Raw genomic sequence first — 18,345 nt, forward strand, 5'->3', positions numbered from 1 at the left:
CCCCACTCCCGCCGCGGCGAACCCCTCCCTTGAAGAGCCCCTGCTCAAGCCCCTGTCGGACCGCGAGCGCGAAATCCTCCAGCTCATCGCCAAGGGCGTCTCCAACAGCGAAGCCGCCCGCCTCCTCAGCCTCAGCAAGGCCACCATCCGCACCCACCTGGAGCACATCTACCGGAAGCTCGAGGTGACCAACCGCGTCGAGGCCGTCACCGAGGGCATCCGCAAGGGCCTCATTTCGGTGTGACGCGACATTTTCAAGCAGGGCCTAAAAACAGACATTCCCCGCTTTATCCCACTTAAGCCGCAACTCACGGACATGGGCGCCGATAACCCTCTTGTACGAAGCCTTCCGCCTTCGGCGAGAGAAAGAGGCCCTCCATGCTCCAGGTCGGTACGCGCGGATCGGATGTTACGCGGCTGCAGAAGACCCTGGCCAAGGCCGGTTACAACCCCGGCACGGCGGACGGAATCTACGGCGCGAAGACGAAGGCGGCGGTGACGGCCTACCAGAAGCAGCACGGGCTGAAGGCGGACGGCGTCGTGGGCAACAACACGGGCCGCTCCATCTTCAATTCGCGCAACCAGGACATGTGGGACGGCAAGCCGGATGGCACCAAGGGCCCCGGCGGCGTCCCGGGCAATTTCCCGGTGAACGGCACCAACCGCCAGAAGCTCGACTTCGCGTCGAACCTGGCCCGGCAGATGGGGCTCACCATCACCTCCACCACGGGTGGCCAGCACACGCCGGGCTCGTACCACTACAAGGGCCGCGCCATCGACGTGGCAGGCAGCCCGGCGAAGATGGCCGAGTACTACACGCGCCTTGCGGGCACGAAGCCCACCGAGCTGTTCTATGACCCGAAGGGCGGCATCAAGAACGGCACGCCCATTGGCGCCATCGGTGGCCACGGCGACCACGTGCACGTCGCGTACTGAGTCCCCGTCACTCTCGTGACACCTCCGGCCCGGTGGGAGCACGACTCCCAACCGGGCCTTCGTGTGTCAGGGCCTCGCCGCGCCCGCCGCCTCCACGACGAGGTCGGCGTAGCGGTTGGCCGGGTCCTCCGGCCGCGTGCCATCGCGGAAGTAGAACGTGTGTTCGTCCCACGCGTCGGGCCGCGCGTCGTTGGCGAACATCCACAGCGCGCCGGCGCCCACGCCTGACTTGCGCATGCACTCCAGCCAGCCGCGATACAGCGCGCGGCGCTGGGACAAATCCAGGGCCCCTTCGTTGCGCAGCCCCAATTCGCCCACGAACAGCGGCTTGCCCAGCCCCCGGGCGATGTCCGCGTGCTCGCGAATCCACCGCGCTCCCGCCTCGGCCATGTCCGCGTCGTCCAGGCCCCAGGACTCCGGATAGAAGTGCACCGACGCGAAGTCGATGTACGGCGACGCGGTGTTGCGCGTGAAGCTGGAGCCGGGCGTGCGCAGCATCGTCGTGCCCGCGCGAGCCCAGAAGGCGCCGTCGTAGCCCTCCGAGGACGGCTCGAAGCCTTCCTCTCCCGTCCCCACCTGGTGACCTGGCGCGCGGGACTTCACCTCGCGCGCCACCTCATCCACCCACGCCCGCATGCTCGCGCCCTCCGCGTCCAGGCCCCGGCCGCGAGGCTCGTTGAGCAGCTCCCACGCGAGCACCGCCGGATGGTCGCCATAGCGGATGCCATCCTCCGTGTTCACCCGCTCCAACATCCGCGCGATGTGCTCCTTGTAGAGCGCCACGACGACGGGGTCGGTGAAGAAGCGCGGGTCTCCCTGAATGGGAGAAGGCAGCCCTGCCCACGTCACATACTGGCGAGTGCCACCGTAGGCATCCCAGTAGTTGCCGAGCGTGAGCACCAGCCTGACGCCATGCACTCGCGCGCGGGCGAGCACCCGGTCCAACCCTCGCAGGGCGACCTCGTCGTACTGGAGCGGCCCCACCTGGATGGTGCTGTCGCCCACCTTCTCCGGCGCTTCGTTGTGGCCATTGGTCCGCAGCGCCACGGCGCCGAGCGCCGCCGCCTTGGCCAACACCTCCTCGACGATGGGTGACTCATGCAACCCACGGCGCACGTCGCGTGCGGCCTCCTCCTGGAGGAAATAGGAGTTGAGCACCATGCTGCCCACCGGCAGGCGCTCCAGGCGCAGGGGCTCGGCGCTCCCACAGTCGGCCGCCGCTGCCTCCAACATCACCGGCTCCCCCTCTCCACACGCGCACAGCAAGAGGACGGGCGCGAGGCAGGGACTCCAACGCGGCGAGAACATGGAGCGCATGGTAACGGATGGGCTAGGTTGATGCCCGACATGGAGCTCCGACTCGAAGGCGTGTCCAAGACGTACCCCAATGGAACGCGGGCGTTGCACGACGTCTCCCTCACCATTCCGCGCGGCATGTTCGGACTGCTCGGCCCCAACGGTGCCGGAAAGTCGACGCTCATGCGCAGCATCGCCACGTTGCAGGACGTCGACGGCGGAACGATGACCTTCGACGGCATCGACGTGCGCCGCGACAAGGACAAGCTGCGCGACGTGCTGGGTTTCCTGCCCCAGGACTTCGGCGTGTATCCCAAGGTGACGGCCTGGGACATGCTGGACCACCTCGCGCAGCTCAAGGGCCTGTCTCAGCGCGGCGCGCGCCATGACGCGGTGAAGGCGCTGCTCACCAAGACGAACCTGTGGGAGCACAGGGACCGCCGGCTCGGCGGCTTCTCCGGCGGCATGAAGCAGCGCTTCGGTATCGCCCAGGCACTGCTGGGAGACCCCAAGCTGCTCATCGTCGACGAGCCCACCGCCGGCCTGGACCCGGCCGAGCGCTTCCGCTTCCACAACCTGCTCGCGGAGATCAGCGCGGATGTCGTGGTGCTCCTGTCCACGCACATCGTCTCGGACGTGGCGGACCTCTGCCAGAACATGGCCATCCTCGCCCAGGGCAACGTCGTGGCCAGCGGACACCCGCTGCGACTGGTGGACGCGCTGCAAGGGCGCGTGTGGAAGCGCTTCGTCACGAAGCAGGAGGAGTTGGACGCGTTGACGAAGGAGCTGGAGGTCATCGCGGTAAGACGCGTGGCCGGCCAGCGGTTGGTGCACGTCCACGCGGAGAGCGCACCGGCGGGCTTCGAGCCCGCGAGCCCCGACCTGGAAGACGTCTACTTCCACGCGCTCTCACGCGCGTCGAAGAAGGCGTGAGCGAGGACACCCCATGTTCAGCGCTCTCGTGACATTCGAATTGCGGCGCCGGGTCAAGATGCTCTCGACCTGGATCTACGCCGCCGTGCTGGCGGGCGCCGGCATGCTGTTGATGATGGCCACCGGTGGCGTCTTCCGCAGCGTCTCCGCCAGCTCCGGCTCCGAGCGCGTGCTGGCCAACAGCCCCCACACGCTCCTGGGCTTCACCACCACCATCGCCCTGTTCGGCCTCTTCATGGTCGCGGCCATCTTCGGACAGGCCGCGCACCAGGACTTCGGCCACGGGACGTGGATGCTCATCTTCACGAAGAACGTGAAGAAGACGCCGTACCTGCTCGGCCGCTTCCTGGGCGCGTATCTCTTCAGCGCCGGACTGATGCTGGCCATCATTCCCGGCCTGCTCGTGGGCGCCGGCGTCGTGTGGCTGGTCGACAAGACGCAGCTCGCGCCGCACCAGACCCTCGCCTACGTGTGGCCGTACCTGGTGGGCGTGTGGCCCACGCTGTTCTTCGCGGGCACGGTGTTCTTCTCATTGGCCGCGCTCACGCGCCGCATGGCCCCGGTGTACGTGGGCATGGTGGTCCTGGTGCTGGGCTACGTGGTCATCAGCTCCGCCATGTCGGACGTGGCCAACCAGGAGCTCGGCTCGCTGTTGGACCCGTTCGGGTTCACCACCATCGAGACGGTGACCCGGTACTGGACGCCCGCTGAGCGCAATCGGGACCTGATTCCGTTCACCGGCTGGCTGCTCATCAACCGGCTCGTGTGGAGCGCCGTGGGCGCCTTGCTGCTGGGCCTCACGGTGGCGCGCTTCCGGACCACCGTGGAGGAGCACAGTGGTGCTCGCCCCGCGGCACGCGAGGAGACGCCCGCCGTGCCCGTGGCCATCCCCACCACGCGGCCCGCGCCCACGTTCGGAAGCTGGGTGCGCACGGCCCTGTCCTCCGCGTGGCTGGCGTTCCGCGACGTGCTGCGCTCGCCGGTGTACTGGTCCTTCGTGGTGGCGGGCCTGGCCTTCGTGACCATCGCCTCGCTGATCTCCAAGCAGATCTTCGGCACCGCCACCCTGCCCGTGACGTGGCAGGCGCTGGAGATGGCCACGTCCACCTTCCATCCCTTCGTGCTCATCACCCTGACGTTCTACGCGGGGGAGCTGGTGTGGAAGGAGCGGGACGCGGGCCTGGGTGACATCGTCGACGCGACGCGGGCTCCGACGTGGGTCGGCTACTCCGCGAAGTTCGGTGCGCTGCTGCTGGTGGTGCTGTCGCTCAAGGGCGTCGTCGCGCTCGCGACAATCATCTCCCAGGTGAGCCGGGGCTTCTTCGACATCGAGTGGTGGCTGTACTTCACGGACATCCTGCTGCTCGACTTCACGCACAACATCCTCCTGTGCGTGCTGGCCTTCTTCGCGCAGGTGCTCATCCACCACAAGTACGTCGCGTACCTGGTCATGGTGCTCTACTTCGCCTCGCAGGCCGCGCTGGGGCTGCTCGGCATCGAGGAACCGCTGGTGCGTTATGGCTCGGAGCCCTCGGCGCCCTACTCGGACCTGAACGGCTATGGCCACTTCCTGGCCTCGGTCGCGTGGCACCGCCTGTACTGGTACGGCCTGGCCACGCTCATGGTGGCCGCGGGCGCGCTGCTCGTCGTTCGGGGACGTGGGACGGCCTGGAAGGAGCGGCTCGCCGAGGCACGGGCCCGCCGCACTCCGGCCTGGACGGTGACCGCCATCCTCGCGGCGCTCGTGTTCGTGGGGACTGGCGCATTCATCACCTACAACACGCGCTTCCTCAATCCGTACGTCACGGCGAAGGACAGCGAGCGCGCGTTGGCTCGCTACGAGAAGGACTACAAGTCCTTCGCCGCCCTGCCCCATCCGCGCGTCACCGCGGTGGACGTCACCTTCCACATCCACCCGGAAGAGCGACGCATGGAGGCGCTGGGCACCTATCGCGTGCGCAACAAGACGGAGCAGCCCATCTCCCAGGTGCTCATGGAGCTGCCGCGCGACGCACGCGTGCGCAAGCTGTCCCTGGCGGGCGTGGACACCCCGGCGAAGCGCGACGAGTCGCTCGGCCTCTTCGTCTTCCAGTTGCCCACGCCGCTGGCTCCCGGCGGCGAGGCGGACCTGGTGTTCGACCTGGAGTACGCGCCGCGCGGCATGAGGCATGGCTCGACGCGCACGGACATCGTCGAGAACGGCACCTTCTTCAACAGCGGCAACCTCCCCACGCTGGGCTATCAGGAGGACGCGGAGCTGGTGGAGGACGGTGACCGCAAGGAGTACGGCCTCGCGCCCAAGGAGCGCCTGCCGGACCGGGATGACCCGAAGGCCAAGGCCAACAACTACATCACCCAGGACGCGGACTTCGTCAGCTTCCAGGCCACGGTGAGCACCTCGGCGGATCAGATCGCCATCGCCCCCGGCTACCTGGAGAAGGAGTGGACCGAGGGGAACCGGCGCTTCTTCCGCTACAAGATGGACCAGCCCATCCTCAAGTTCTACTCGGTGCTGTCCGCGCGCTACGCGGTGGCGCGCGACACGTGGAAGAACGTGGCGCTGGAGATCTACCACCACCCCACGCACGTTTATAACCTGGACCGGATGATGCGGGGGATGAAGGACACGCTGGAGTACTGCACGGAGAACTTCGGGCCGTACCAGCACCGGCAGGCCCGCATCCTGGAGTTCCCCCGCTACGGTGCCTTCGCGCAGTCCTTCCCCAATACGATTCCGTACTCGGAATCACTGGGCTTCATCGCCCGCGTGCGCGACGGCAGCCCCGATGACGTGGACTACCCGTACTACGTCACGGCGCACGAGATTGCCCATCAGTGGTGGGCCCACCAGGTGGTGGGCGCGCGCGCGCAGGGCAGCACGATGACGTCGGAGACGATGTCCCAGTACACCGCGCTGATGGTGATGAAGCACCGCTTCGGCGCGACGAAGATGAAGCGCTTCCTCAAGTTCGAGCTGGACGGCTACCTCATGGGCCGCGCGCTGGAGCGGAAGAAGGAAGTGCCGCTGTCCCGGGTGGAGAACCAGATGTACATCCACTACCAGAAGGGCAGCCTCGCCATGTACGCGCTGCAGGACTTCATCGGCGAGGAGCGCGTCAACCGCGCCATGAAGCGCTACGTGGACAAGGTCCGCTTCCAGGGGCCGCCGTACACGGGCTCCGCGGAGCTGCTCGGCTTCCTGCGCGAGGAGACGCCGCCGGAGTATCAGTACCTCCTGGAAGACCTCTTCGAGACCATCACCCTCTACGACAACCGCGCGGTGTCCGCGACGATGCGGCAGAACACCCAGGGGACCTGGGACGTCACGCTCAAGGTCATCGCGAAGAAGTTCCGCAGCGACGACAAAGGCAACCAGACGGAGCTGGAGTTCTCCGACTGGATGGACGTGGGCGCGCTCGACAGCAACGGCGAGGCGCTGTTCCTGGAGAAGCGCAAGGTGGGCAAGGGGGAATCGGAGATCACCTTCACCGTGCCGGTGCAACCGGCCGAGGTCGGCGTGGATCCCCTCAACAAGCTCATCGACCGCCAGTCACAGGACAACGTGACGGAGCCCAAGGTGGCCGCGACGCTCGCGCTGGGGAGCCCCACCCAGCCCTGAGCAACACCTCCGAGGGCTTCACCAGCGAATGCGCAGGTCGAAGCCCTCCGTCTCATACCGTTCGACGTCCACGGTGACACTCAGGGCGCCCGCCTGCTTCAGGGCGCCCTCGCACGTGCCGGCGGCGGCCTCCGCGGGGAACGGGTAGTCGCGGAACTTCACCCGATAGTCCTGGGGCGCGAGCAGCGCGGTCTGGATGTTCACCGGCTCGAACACGGAGCTGAAGCTGAGCGCCACGCGCTTCATCGCCCGCTCCGGCCCGGCCACCTTGAGGGCCATCCCCACCACGCGCCCCACCAGCGTGTCGAAGTACTGGCGGAGCAAATCCCGTCCCATCTCCCGCTGCGCCTGCTTGGACGCGAGCCCCCCATACGTCGTGCGCAGCACCAGCGCCTGACAGGCCAGGAACACGGAGCTGGGATAGATGGCCCGGGGCTTGTCCACGTCGTAGCCCGCGGCGAGGAACTCGGCGCGCATGGCCGCGTCGGGATTCGCACAGCGGACCAGCGACTCGAACAACGTGGACTGGACTCTGACCTCGGTCGGCATGTGGGGCGACACCCTAGGGGAGCCGCGTCATCCGGTCATGACGCGGTGGTTCAAGACGTGGGCAGACCTTCGCCCCACCCTCGACCGACAGCAGCGAGGCCCCGCTCACTCGGCTCCCGAAGGCGCGCTAGGAATCCACCCGCTCAGAGACTTCGAAGCGTCCCGCCGTGACGACGTGCTTGTTCTCCACGACGAGCTTCGCGGCGCGCAGGGTGCCCCGGACCTCCAGGGCGTAGTCGTTGTACTGCGCCGTGACGTGCGTGACCTCCAGGTTGCCGCCGATGATGACCGGGCCCTGGGACTTGAGCGTCTCGCAGGTGAAGTCACCGCCGACGAACAGCGAGGCGCCTTGGGGGTTTGCGGCCCCACCCTTCACCGTCAGGGTGCCCGTCACCATCAACGCGCCGACCTTCAGCGGGCCTTCGACCTCCAGGTTGCCGTGATGGACGTAGCTCGACTTGGAGACCTTCTTCACCTTCTTGTCCTTGGGCGGCTCCGCGATGGCCGCCTGGATGAGCCCGATGCCCGCGAAGACGAGGTCCGGGTTCATCGAGGACTGTTCCTCGATGCCCTCGAAGAACGCATCGATGGTGACGAAGTGCGCCTCCACGAAGACCGCGTCCATGATGAGGCGGAGCTTCTCCCACGAAGCGGGTCGCACGCCCGGCGGCGCGGCGCCTTGGAGATAGCGGACGACCTTCTCTTCCGACAGGCCCTTGGGCTTCTTGGGCGGAGGCGGTCTCTGGGACTTCGTCGGCAGCAGCAGCTCCACCAGCAGGGCCGGAACCTTGCGGCTGTGTCGCGAGGTTCGTGCCGCGCCCAGCACGCTCTGCCCTCCTGGAGTCAGACCACGCGGGTCCGCGCCCTGCTCGATGAGGAACCGGACCACGCGGTCCGCGCCGAACTCCGCCGCGCGGTGCAGCGGCGTGTCGTAGCGGTATGGCGCGAGGAGGTTGGCGCCGTACTCCTTCAAGAGCTGGAGGAGCTCCACGTTGTTCTGGGTGACGGCGAGCAGCACCGGCGTGTGCTGGTTCTGGTCAACGAAGTCCAGGCTCACACCCCCGACGAGCATCTGGCGGATCTTCCCGAGCGCCACCTCGTTCTCCGCACGCTCCTTGGCCAAGCGCTCGTCGAAGCTGTCCGCTTCGTAGACCTGAACATGGTCCTCGAGGTGTTTATGGCTCTGGACTTGTCGGAAGAGTTTGGTCAGCTCGTACTGCTGTTCCGTCATGGTGTGTGGCCTCGGCGCTTCGCGAATCCATCGCGTGACTCGGGCGTGAATGCAACCCCGGACACGGGCCGTCCCTCAGTCCGCGCGCGTTCCACCCAGCGCGGGCAATCGCCGACGGAGGAACTCTCCAGGAGGACCTCCCGTGAACTGCCGGAAATCGCGAATGAGGTGGGCTTGATCGAAGTAGCCCTGCTCCAACGCGAGGCGGGCCTGGCTCTCCGCCGCGCCTGACTTCAGCACTTGGATGACACGGTCGAAGCGGATGAGTCGCGCGAGCAGCTTGGGCGTCAGGCCCAGCTCCTGACCACATCGCGCGATGACGTGCTTCTGGCTGAAGCCCAGCTCCCGGGCCAGCTCGCCAATCTCCACCTGTCCGCCACTGGCGCGCAGCCGCTGCCACGTCCAGATGATGACGGGTGAAACCTCGGGCGCCGTGAGGATGCGTGAGAGGAGGAGCTGGTCCAGCAGCGCGAAGCGGGCCTCCCAGGACGGCGCCTCGACGAGCCGCTCCGTGAGCAGCGGCCCCTCCGCGCCGAGCACCGACTCCAGTCCGACGACCTGCCGCGCGAGGTGATGCAGCGGTATGCCGAAGAACCGTCGTGCGCCCACGGGCGTGAAGTTCACCTGCATGCCGTTCATCGACCCGGCCGTCTCGGTGATGGAGTACCCGTCATCCAGCCCCGCGACGAAGCCGACCGGATGTCGGCCGAGCGGTCGCCCCGTCCTCGGGTCGACGATGCGCAGCGGCGGGCCGAAGTCGATGATGAGCACGACTTGCGGCGCGGGAAGCTCGCGTCGACGCACCGGGCCAGGGGTGGATTCACGATAGCCGCAGTAGTCGTGGACGTGCTCGCGCAGTCGGGCGTCGGGCGTGCCGAACACCAGTTCCCAACCACCCTGCTCGGAGGCCTGCCGGACCACTCGCGCATGGGGGCTTTGCGTGGTCATGCGGCACCCTCCGAAGACACGCCTTGTTGACGCCTTAGCATGGCCACCGGTGCCAATAAGGGACTTCCGGTGCCCGCCAACAAGGACCGGCTTCACCTCGCCATTGCCGCGGCCCGTTTTTGCGCCTATGGGACGGGAACGGCCCGTCCCACGGTGCCACTCCCCTGCGAGGACACAGCATGTCGCAAGTGCCTCTTCACATCGCCACCGAGTTCCCGGCTCGCTCGCTCGACGAGTGGCGCCGACTCGTGGACAAGGACCTGAAGGGCAAGCCCTTCACGTCGCTCCAGTCGCCGCTGGAAGGCGGGCTGACGCTCCAACCCCTCTACGCATCCCAGGACGCCGCCCCGCCGCCCCCGGGCGTCGCGCCGTACGTGCGAGGCACGCAGGCCCTGGGCCATACCGAGGGTGGATGGCTGGTGTGCCAGGAGTACGCCGAGCCCGACATCGCGGTCGCCGCCGAGGCCATCCGCAATGACCTGGAGCGCGGCACGCTGGCGGTCTGGCTCTGCCTGGGCCCCACTCGCGGCATCCCCGTGAAGGACGAGGCCACGATGGAGCAACTGCTGGCCTCGGTGCTCCTGGCCCGCACTCCCGTGCACCTGGAGTCCGAGGCGGCGCCCGTCTCCACGGCGTCCCTGCTGTTGGGCGTCGCCACCAAGGCGGGTGTGTCTCGCAAGGCGCTGAGCGGCTCGCTGGGCATCGACCCACTGGGCATCCTCGCTCGCACCGGCGCGCTGCCGGGTGGCGTCGACGCGATGTTCACCGAGGCCGCGCCGCTCGTCACTTCGCTGAGCGGGAGCGCGCCGGAGCTGCGCGCGCTGCTCATCTCGACGCGGGCGTACTCGGACGCGGGCGCCACGTCGGTGCATGAGCTGGCGTGGGCCATCGCCACGGGCGTCGAGTACTTGCGCGGGATGGAGCGCGCGGGCGTGCCGCCGGAGGTCGCGGCGCGCTCGGTGCAGTTCGCGCTGTCCGTCGGCGGACAGTTCTTCCCGGAGATCGCCAAGCTGCGCGCCGCGCGGCTGCTCTGGGCCAAGGTCGTCGCCGCGTCGGGCGGCTCCCCCGAGGCGCAGGCCATGCGGCTGCATGCGCGCACCGCGAGCGCCACGAAGACACAGCGCGACCCGTGGGTGAACATCCTGCGCGGCACGGCCGAGTCCTTCGCAGCGGTCGTCGCGGGCGCGGACAGCGTCAGCACGTCACCCTTCGACGAGCCGCTGGGTGCTCCCGATGAAGGCGCGCGCAGGCTCGCGCGCAACACGCAGCTCATCCTGCGCGACGAGTCCAGCCTCAACCGCGTCGCGGACCCGGCGGGCGGCAGCTACTACCTGGAGCAACTCACCACCGAAATCGCGCGCGCGGCCTGGACGGAGCTGCAGCGAATCGAGGGCCTGGGCGGCATGGAGAAGGCGCTCACTCAAGGCGATATCGCCCGTGTGCTCACGGAGACGCGCGCGGCGCGGGACAAGGCCGTGCGCACGCGCAAGCAGCCCATCGTCGGAGTGAGCGAGTTCCCCTTCCTGGGTGAGACGCCCGTGAAGCGCGAGGCCCGCCAGGCCTTCGGCGCCGAGGAATCAGGGCGAGTCCCCGGCATCAAGGAGAGCGCGGAGGTGAGCAGGAGTGTGGGCCTCAAGCCCTCTCGCATCTCGGAGCCCTTCGAGCTGCTGCGCGACGCGAGTGATCGCACGCTCGCGGCGAAGGGCCAGCGCCCCACCGCGTTCCTCGCGAGCCTGGGCGCCGTGGCGGAGCACACGACACGGTCCATGTGGGTGGTCAACGCGCTGGCCGCGGGAGGCATCGAGTCGCGAGAGAAGCACGGCTTCGCCGACCCCGCCGCCGCCGTGGCCGCCTTCGCGGAGTCCGGCGCGTCCCTCGCGGTCATCTCCGGACCGGACGCGATGTATCCGGAGTGGGTGCCCGTGCTGACGAGCCAGCTCAAGGCCCAGGGCGCGCGGGTCGTCGCCGTGGCGGGTCGTCCTGGTGACAACGAGGCCGCGTTCCGCGCGGCTGGTGTGGATCTCTTCATCTACGCGGGAGCGGACCTGTTCTCGCTCCTGTCCTCGCTGCACGCGCAGCTCGGAGTGGCCTGATGCGCACCCACGTCCCGAACTTCTCCGGCATCGACTTCGACGCACCCGAGACACAGGCGCCCACGCCCGCACTCAATGCGCAGGGCAGCCAGGCCGCCACCAGCCGGCGCGACGCCGAACACTGGGACACGCCCGAGGGCATCCCGGTCAAGCCCGTGTACACGCGCGAGGACCTGGCGGACGTCGAGCACCTGGGCTCGCTGCCGGGCCTGCCGCCCTTCGTGCGCGGCCCCTACTCCACCATGTACGTGCAGCAGCCGTGGACGGTGCGCCAGTACGCGGGCTTCTCCACGGCCGAGGCGTCCAACGCCTTCTACCGGCGCAACCTCGCGGCCGGTCAGAAGGGCCTGTCCATCGCGTTCGACCTCGCGACGCACCGGGGCTACGACAGCGACCATCCTCGCGTCGCGGGCGACGTGGGCATGGCGGGCGTGGCCATCGACTCCATCAAGGACATGCGCATCCTGTTCGACCGCATCCCGCTCGACCAGATGAGCGTGTCGATGACGATGAACGGCGCGGTGCTGCCCATCCTCGCGCTCTACGTCGTCGCGGCCGAGGAACAGGGCGTCAAGCCCGAGCAGCTCAGCGGGACCATCCAGAACGACATCCTCAAGGAGTTCATGGTCCGCAACACGTACATCTACCCGCCGGGCCCGTCGATGCGCATCATCGGCGACATCTTCCGCTTCACCGCCGAGAAGATGCCGCGCTTCAACAGCATCAGCATCAGCGGCTATCACATGCAGGAGGCGGGAGCGACGCAGGACCTGGAGCTGGGCTACACGCTCGCGGACGGCGTGGAGTACGTGCGCGCGGGTCTCGCGGCGGGCCTGGGAGTGGATGCCTTCGCGCCCCGACTGTCGTTCTTCTGGGCCATCGGCATGAACTTCTTCATGGAGGTGGCGAAGATGCGCGCGGCCCGGATGATCTGGGCCAGGCTCATCAAGGGCTTCAACCCCAAGAGCGACAAGAGCCTGGCGCTGCGCACCCACTCGCAGACCTCCGGCTGGAGCCTCACCGCGCAGGACGTGTACAATAACGTGGTGCGCACCTGCGTGGAGGCGATGGCCGCCACCCAGGGCCACACGCAGAGCCTGCACACCAACTCGCTCGATGAAGCGATTGCGCTGCCCACCGACTTCAGCGCGCGCATCGCCCGCAACACCCAGTTGTATCTCCAGCTCGAGAGCGGGACGACGCGCGTCATCGACCCGTGGGGCGGCAGCTACTACGTGGAGCGGCTCACCCACGAGCTCGCGCAGAAGGCCTGGGGCCACATCCAGGAGGTCGAAGCGCTGGGTGGCATGACGAAGGCGATTGAAGCGGGCCTCCCCAAGCTGCGCATCGAGGAGGCGGCGGCCCGCACGCAGGCGCGCATCGACTCCGGCCGTCAGGCCATCATCGGCGTGAACAAGTACCCGCCCGAGCGCCCCGACAACATCGAGATCCTCAAGGTGGACAACTCCGCGGTGCGCGAGGCGCAGATCGCCCGGCTCAAGGAGCTGCGCGCGGAGCGCAACGCGGAGGAAGTGCGGCGGAGGCTGGACGCGCTGACGGAGGCGGGCCGACGCAACGAGGGGAATCTCCTGGCGCTGGCCATCGACGCGGCGCGGGCGAAGGCCACGGTGGGAGAGATCAGCGACTCGCTCGAGAAGGTCTTCGGGCGCTACGAGGCCACGGTGCGAAGCGTGTCCGGCGTGTATTCGAGCGAAGCAGGCAAGGACTCCCAGGGAATCATCCAGGCGCGCGCCGCCGCGGACACGTTCCTCGCGCGGTTCGGCCGTCGGCCGCGCATCCTCATCGCGAAGATGGGGCAGGACGGGCATGACCGGGGACAGAAGGTCATCGCCACGGCCTTCGCGGACCTGGGCTTCGACGTGGACATCGGCCCGCTCTTCCAGACGCCCGAGGAGTCCGCGCGTCAGGCCGTGGAGAACGACGTTCACGTCGTGGGCGCAAGCTCCCTGGCCGCGGGACACCTCACGCTGGTGCCTCAGCTCAAGCGCGCCCTGCGCGAGCTGGGCCGCGAGGACATCATGGTCGTCGTCGGTGGCGTCATCCCGGCACAGGACTACGACGAGCTGCGCGCCGCGGGCGCCGCCGCCATCTTCGGCCCCGGCACCGTCATCTCCAAGGCCGCGGTGGAGCTGCTGGAGAAGCTCTCGGCGGCGCAGGAGGAGGCGTGAAACTGCTGACGGCGGAGGCCTACGTGGAAGGCGTCCGCTCGGGCGACCGGGCCGTGCTGGCTCGCGCCATCACCCTGGTGGAGAGCGGGCACCCGCGCCACCAGTCGCTCGCCCAGGATGTGCTCACCCGGTTGCTCCCTCACACGGGTGGCAGCCGACGGGTGGGCATCAGCGGCGTGCCCGGCGTGGGCAAGAGCACCTTCATCGACGCGCTGGGCATGCACCTGGTGGGCGAAGGAAGGCGCGTCGCGGTGCTCGCCATCGACCCGTCGAGCACCATCTCCGGCGGCAGCATCCTGGGCGACAAGACGCGCATGGCCCGGCTGTCGCGTGAGACGGCGGCCTATATCCGTCCCAGTCCCTCCAGCGGAACGCTGGGCGGTGTCGCGCGCAAGACTCGCGAGACGCTGCTCCTGTGCGAGGCCGCGGGCTTCGACGTGGTGCTGGTGGAGACGGTGGGCGTGGGCCAGTCGGAGACGGTGGTCGCCGACATGGTGGACTTCTACCTGGTGCTGATGCTCGCGGGTGCGGGGGATGAGCTCCAGGGAATCAAGCGCGGCATCCTGGAGGTGGCGGACATGCTCGCCATCAACAAGGCGGATGGTGACAACCAGCCCCGCGCCGAGCGCGCTCGCGCCGAGTACCGCGCCGCGCTTCACCTGATGCGTCCCGGCAACGAGCCCGTGGTGACGACGTGCAGCGCGATGGAGGGCACGGGCATCGCTTCGCTGTGGAGCTCGCTGGAAGCGCAACTGGACAAGCGCGTGGCTTCTGGAGCGATGGAGCAGCGTCGGCACGCGCAGCAGGTGGGTTGGATGTGGTCCATGGTGCAGGACGGCCTGCGGGCGGCCCTGCATGCGAACCCCACGGTGGCCGCCCTGTTCCCCCAGTTGGAACATGACGTGCGTGAGGGCCGTGCCACGGCGACGTCCGCCGCACTGCGCGTCCTGGGTGCATTCCTCCCGGAATCGAGGGCTTGACAGTCCGCGTCGAGCCTCGGCCGTCCCCGCTTCAATCGCTTGCCCGACACCCACCGCGCTCCTACTGTACGCGGCGTGCGAAACGTCCAGTTGACCCCGGTCCCCGGGCCCTACAAGCCGCGATTCCATGTGCGAATCGTGACGGCCGCCTCCCTGTTCGACGGGCATGACGCGGCCATCAATGTCATGCGCCGGCTGATGCAGTCCTCGGGCGCCGAAATCATCCACCTGGGACACAACCGCTCGGTCTCTGAAATCGTCGACTGCGCCATCCAGGAAGATGCCCAGGGCATCGCCATCACCTCCTACCAGGGAGGCCACGTCGAGTACTTCAAGTACATGATCGACCTGCTGAAGCAGCGCGGGGCGAACATCAAGGTCTTCGGCGGCGGTGGCGGCACCATCCTCCCCACGGAAATCGAAGAGCTGCATGCCTACGGCGTGACGCGCATCTATTCCCCGGACGATGGCCGCTCCATGGGCCTCCAGGGGATGATCGACCACCTCATCTCGGAGTGTGACTTCGAGAAGCGCCCCGCGGACTACGGGCCGGCCGTCGCGGCCATGCCGGTGCGCGACTCGATGAAGATCGCCTCGCTCATCACCATCGCGGAGAACTTCGCGAGCGCCGGAGACGCGCTGCGCGACGCGATGACGAAGCTGAGCGCGAAACAGCCGCGCGTGCCCGTGCTGGGAATCACCGGTACCGGTGGCGCGGGCAAGTCCAGCCTCGTGGACGAGTTGGTGCGCCGCTTCCTCGCGGACTTCCCGGACAAGACGCTGGCGGTGCTCTCCGTGGACCCGTCGAAGCGCAAGTCGGGCGGCGCGTTGCTCGGTGACCGCATCCGCATGAACGCCATCGACAACCAGCGCGTCTACATGCGCTCCATGGCGACCCGGCAGAGCAACCTCGCGCTGTCCAAGCACGTGGGTGACTCCATCGAGGTGTGCAAGGCCGCGGGCTTCGACCTCATCGTGGTGGAGACCTCCGGCATCGGTCAGTCCGACACGGAGATCATCGAGCACTCGGACGTCTCGCTCTACGTGATGACGGCCGAGTACGGCGCGGCGACGCAGCTCGAGAAGATCGACATGCTCGACTTCGCGGACGTCATCGCCATCAACAAGTTCGACAAGCGCGGCTCGCTGGATGCGCTGCGCGACGTGCGCAAGCAGTGGAAGCGCAACCACAACGCGTTCACCACGGCGGATGACTCGGTGCCCGTGTACGGCACCATCGCCTCGCAGTTCAATGACCCGGGGATGAACCAGCTCTACCGGGCCATCGTCGACACGGTGGTTCGCAAGACGGGTGCTCCGCTCCAGTCGCACCTGGAGCCGACGCCGGGCATGAGCGAGAAGAAGTGGATCATCCCGCCTGATCGCACCCGATACCTCGCGGAGATCGTCGAGACGTGCGAGGCGTACGACAAGTTCGCCCGCTCCCAGGCTGCGGTGGCGCGGCGGATGTATCAGCTCCACGGCACCATCGAGGCGCTGCGACAGAACGTCGGCAAGAAGCGCCTGGAGATCGTCGAGCCGAAGGACACCTCCGACGTGGTGCACGTCACCGAGCGCGTCGAGGGCGAGCCCGCGTACCTGAGCGAGCTGGTGGAGCTGTACAAGGACCTGGAGGCCCGCCTGGACCCCGACTGCCGTCGGCTGCTGACTGAGTGGCCCGCGACCAAGCGGCGCTACGCGGCGTCCAAGTACCAGTACCAGGTGCGCGACAAGGTCATCGAGCTGGACCTGTTCACCGAGTCGCTCTCCCACCTGCGCATCCCGAAGATCGCCCTGCCCCGCTACGAGGACTGGGGCGACATCCTCATCTGGCTGCTGAGGGAGAACGCGCCGGGCGCGTACCCATTCACCTCCGGCGTCTTCCCGCTCAAACGCGAGGGTGAGGACCCGGCGCGCATGTTCGCGGGTGAAGGCGGCCCGGAGCGCACCAACAAGCGCTTCCATTACGTGTCACGCGGCCTGCCCGCGAAGCGCCTGTCCACCGCGTTCGACTCCGTCACGCTGTACGGCGAGGACCCGGACCACCGGCCGGACATCTACGGCAAGGTCGGCAACTCCGGCGTGTCCATCGCCAACGTGGACGACGCGAAGAAGCTCTACTCGGGCTTCGACCTGGCGGACCCGGCCACGTCGGTGTCGATGACCATCAACGGCCCCGCGCCGATGCTGCTCGGGTTCTTCCTGAACGCGGCGGTGGACCAGCAGTGCGAGAAGTGGATTCGCGCCAACAACAAGGTCGACGAGGTCGAGAAGAAGATCGACGCGATCTACCGGGAGCGCGGGGTGCCTCGGCCCCGCTACCAGGGTGACCTGCCGCAGGGGAGTGACGGACTGGGCCTGCTGCTGCTCGGCGTGTCGGGCGACGAGGTGCTGCCGCGCGACGTCTACGAGAAGATCCGCGCGACGACGCTCCAGCAGGTGCGCGGCACGGTGCAGGCGGACATCCTGAAGGAGGACCAGGCGCAGAACACCTGCATCTTCTCCACGGAGTTCGCGCTGCGGGTGATGGGCGACATCCAGCAGTACTTCACCGACAAGAAGGTGAGGAACTTCTACTCGGTGTCCATCTCCGGCTACCACATCGCGGAGGCAGGGGCGAACCCCATCTCCCAGCTGGCCTTCACGCTGGCCAACGGCTTCACCTTCGTCGAGTACTACCTGTCGCGCGGGATGCACATCGACGACTTCGCGCCCAACCTCTCGTTCTTCTTCTCGAACGGAATGGACCCGGAGTACGCGGTGCTGGGCCGCGTGGCGCGCCGCATCTGGGCCAAGGCCATCCGCGACAAGTACGGCGGCAATGACCGCTCGCAGAAGCTGAAGTACCACATCCAGACGTCGGGCCGTTCCCTGCACGCGCAGGAGATCGCCTTCAACGACATCCGGACCACGCTCCAGGCGTTGCTGGCACTCAACGACAACTGCAACTCGTTGCACACCAACGCGTACGACGAGGCCATCACCACGCCCACGGAGGAGAGCGTGCGGCGCGCGCTCGCCATCCAGCTCATCATCAACAAGGAGTTCGGGCTCTCCAAGAACGAGAACCCCAACCAGGGCGCGTTCATCATCGATGAGCTGACGGACCTGGTGGAGGCGGCGGTGCTCACGGAGTTCCGCGCCATCTCCGAGCGCGGCGGCGTGCTGGGCGCGATGGAGCGCATGTACCAGCGGTCCAAGATTCAAGAGGAGTCGCTGTACTACGAGATGCAGAAGCACGACGGGACGCTGCCCATCATCGGGGTGAACACGTTCCTGGACCCGAAGGGCTCTCCGACGGTGACGCCGCCGGAGGTGATTCGCGCGACGAAGGAGGAGAAGGACTATTCCATCACCGCGAGGGACGCTTTCTGGAAGCGCAACGCGGCGACCGCTCCGGCGGCGTTGGAGGCCGTGAAGCGCGCGGCGCTCGACAACGGCAACATCTTCTCCGCCCTGATGGACGCCTGTAAGGTCTGCACGCTCGGCCAGCTCTCCCGCGCGCTGTACGAAGTAGGTGGGCAGTACCGGCGGAACATGTAGTGCCTCAGGGGCCCCGCGCGAATCGGGG

The 18,345-nt window shown here is 67.8% G+C and carries 12 protein-coding genes; 8 read left to right on the plus strand and 4 right to left on the minus strand.

Translation table 11 applies throughout. The annotated features are described in order from the left end of the window. Both HR086_RS19655 and HR086_RS19660 read left to right on the plus strand, forming a co-directional pair. On the plus strand, positions 1-244 hold a 244-nt coding region (locus HR086_RS19655; RefSeq protein WP_141645630.1), incomplete at its 5' end, for a response regulator transcription factor. 134 nt (positions 245-378) lie between these two features. Beyond that, a complete protein-coding gene (locus HR086_RS19660) occupies positions 379-936 on the plus strand; it encodes a peptidoglycan-binding protein (RefSeq protein ID WP_141645629.1) in 558 nt (185 codons plus the stop codon). Between the two features lie 66 nt (positions 937-1,002). Here the strand turns inward: HR086_RS19660 and HR086_RS19665 are convergent, their stop codons facing one another. Further along, on the minus strand, positions 1,003-2,169 hold the full coding sequence (locus HR086_RS19665; RefSeq protein ID WP_254626384.1) for a cellulase family glycosylhydrolase: 1,167 nt from the start codon (positions 2,167-2,169) through the stop codon (positions 1,003-1,005). A gap of 114 nt (positions 2,170-2,283) precedes the next feature. On the opposite strand from HR086_RS19665, the gene HR086_RS19670 reads away from it, so the two are divergent. Both HR086_RS19670 and HR086_RS19675 read left to right on the plus strand, forming a co-directional pair. Further along, positions 2,284-3,165 (plus strand): ABC transporter ATP-binding protein, encoded by an 882-nt coding sequence (locus HR086_RS19670; protein ID WP_141645627.1) that lies wholly within the window; start codon positions 2,284-2,286, stop codon positions 3,163-3,165. Positions 3,166-3,178: 13 nt separating this feature from the next. Beyond that, on the plus strand, positions 3,179-6,784 hold the full coding sequence (locus tag HR086_RS19675) for a M1 family aminopeptidase (protein ID WP_174466367.1): 3,606 nt from the start codon (positions 3,179-3,181) through the stop codon (positions 6,782-6,784). An 18-nt stretch (positions 6,785-6,802) separates the two neighbouring features. Here HR086_RS19675 and HR086_RS19680 read toward each other — a convergent pair whose 3' ends face one another. The 3 genes from HR086_RS19680 to HR086_RS19690 all read right to left on the minus strand — a co-directional run bounded on the left by HR086_RS19680 (position 6,803) and on the right by HR086_RS19690 (position 9,512). Continuing rightward, positions 6,803-7,333, minus strand: a complete 531-nt coding sequence (locus HR086_RS19680) for a DUF2378 family protein (RefSeq protein ID WP_174456631.1) — start codon at positions 7,331-7,333, stop codon at positions 6,803-6,805. Positions 7,334-7,460: 127 nt separating this feature from the next. Next, entirely contained in the window at positions 7,461-8,564 is a 1,104-nt protein-coding gene (locus HR086_RS19685) for an ankyrin repeat domain-containing protein (RefSeq protein ID WP_174466368.1), read from the minus strand. A 75-nt stretch (positions 8,565-8,639) separates the two neighbouring features. Beyond that, the gene (locus HR086_RS19690) at positions 8,640-9,512 is read right to left on the minus strand and encodes a helix-turn-helix domain-containing protein (protein ID WP_174466369.1); all 873 of its coding nucleotides are present in this window, start codon (positions 9,510-9,512) and stop codon (positions 8,640-8,642) included. 179 nt (positions 9,513-9,691) lie between these two features. Between HR086_RS19690 and HR086_RS19695 the strand changes: the two genes are divergently transcribed. The 4 genes from HR086_RS19695 (at position 9,692) to HR086_RS19710 (ending at position 18,317) form a co-directional block, all read left to right on the plus strand. Further along, entirely contained in the window at positions 9,692-11,605 is a 1,914-nt protein-coding gene (locus tag HR086_RS19695; RefSeq protein WP_174466370.1) for a methylmalonyl-CoA mutase subunit beta, read from the plus strand. Continuing rightward, the gene (gene scpA / locus HR086_RS19700) at positions 11,605-13,794 is read left to right on the plus strand and encodes a methylmalonyl-CoA mutase (RefSeq protein WP_174456635.1); all 2,190 of its coding nucleotides are present in this window, start codon (positions 11,605-11,607) and stop codon (positions 13,792-13,794) included. The genes HR086_RS19695 and scpA overlap by 1 nt, the downstream gene beginning before the upstream one ends. Then, the gene (gene meaB / locus HR086_RS19705; protein ID WP_174466371.1) at positions 13,791-14,774 is read left to right on the plus strand and encodes a methylmalonyl Co-A mutase-associated GTPase MeaB; all 984 of its coding nucleotides are present in this window, start codon (positions 13,791-13,793) and stop codon (positions 14,772-14,774) included. The genes scpA and meaB overlap by 4 nt, the downstream gene beginning before the upstream one ends. A gap of 75 nt (positions 14,775-14,849) precedes the next feature. Further along, entirely contained in the window at positions 14,850-18,317 is a 3,468-nt protein-coding gene (locus HR086_RS19710) for a methylmalonyl-CoA mutase family protein (protein WP_174466372.1), read from the plus strand. Positions 18,318-18,345: the final 28 nt, after the last annotated feature.

The organism is Myxococcus sp. CA039A, assembly GCF_013336645.1.
GTDB classification, from domain to species: Bacteria; Myxococcota; Myxococcia; order Myxococcales; family Myxococcaceae; genus Myxococcus; species Myxococcus llanfairpwllgwyngyllgogerychwyrndrobwllllantysiliogogogochensis.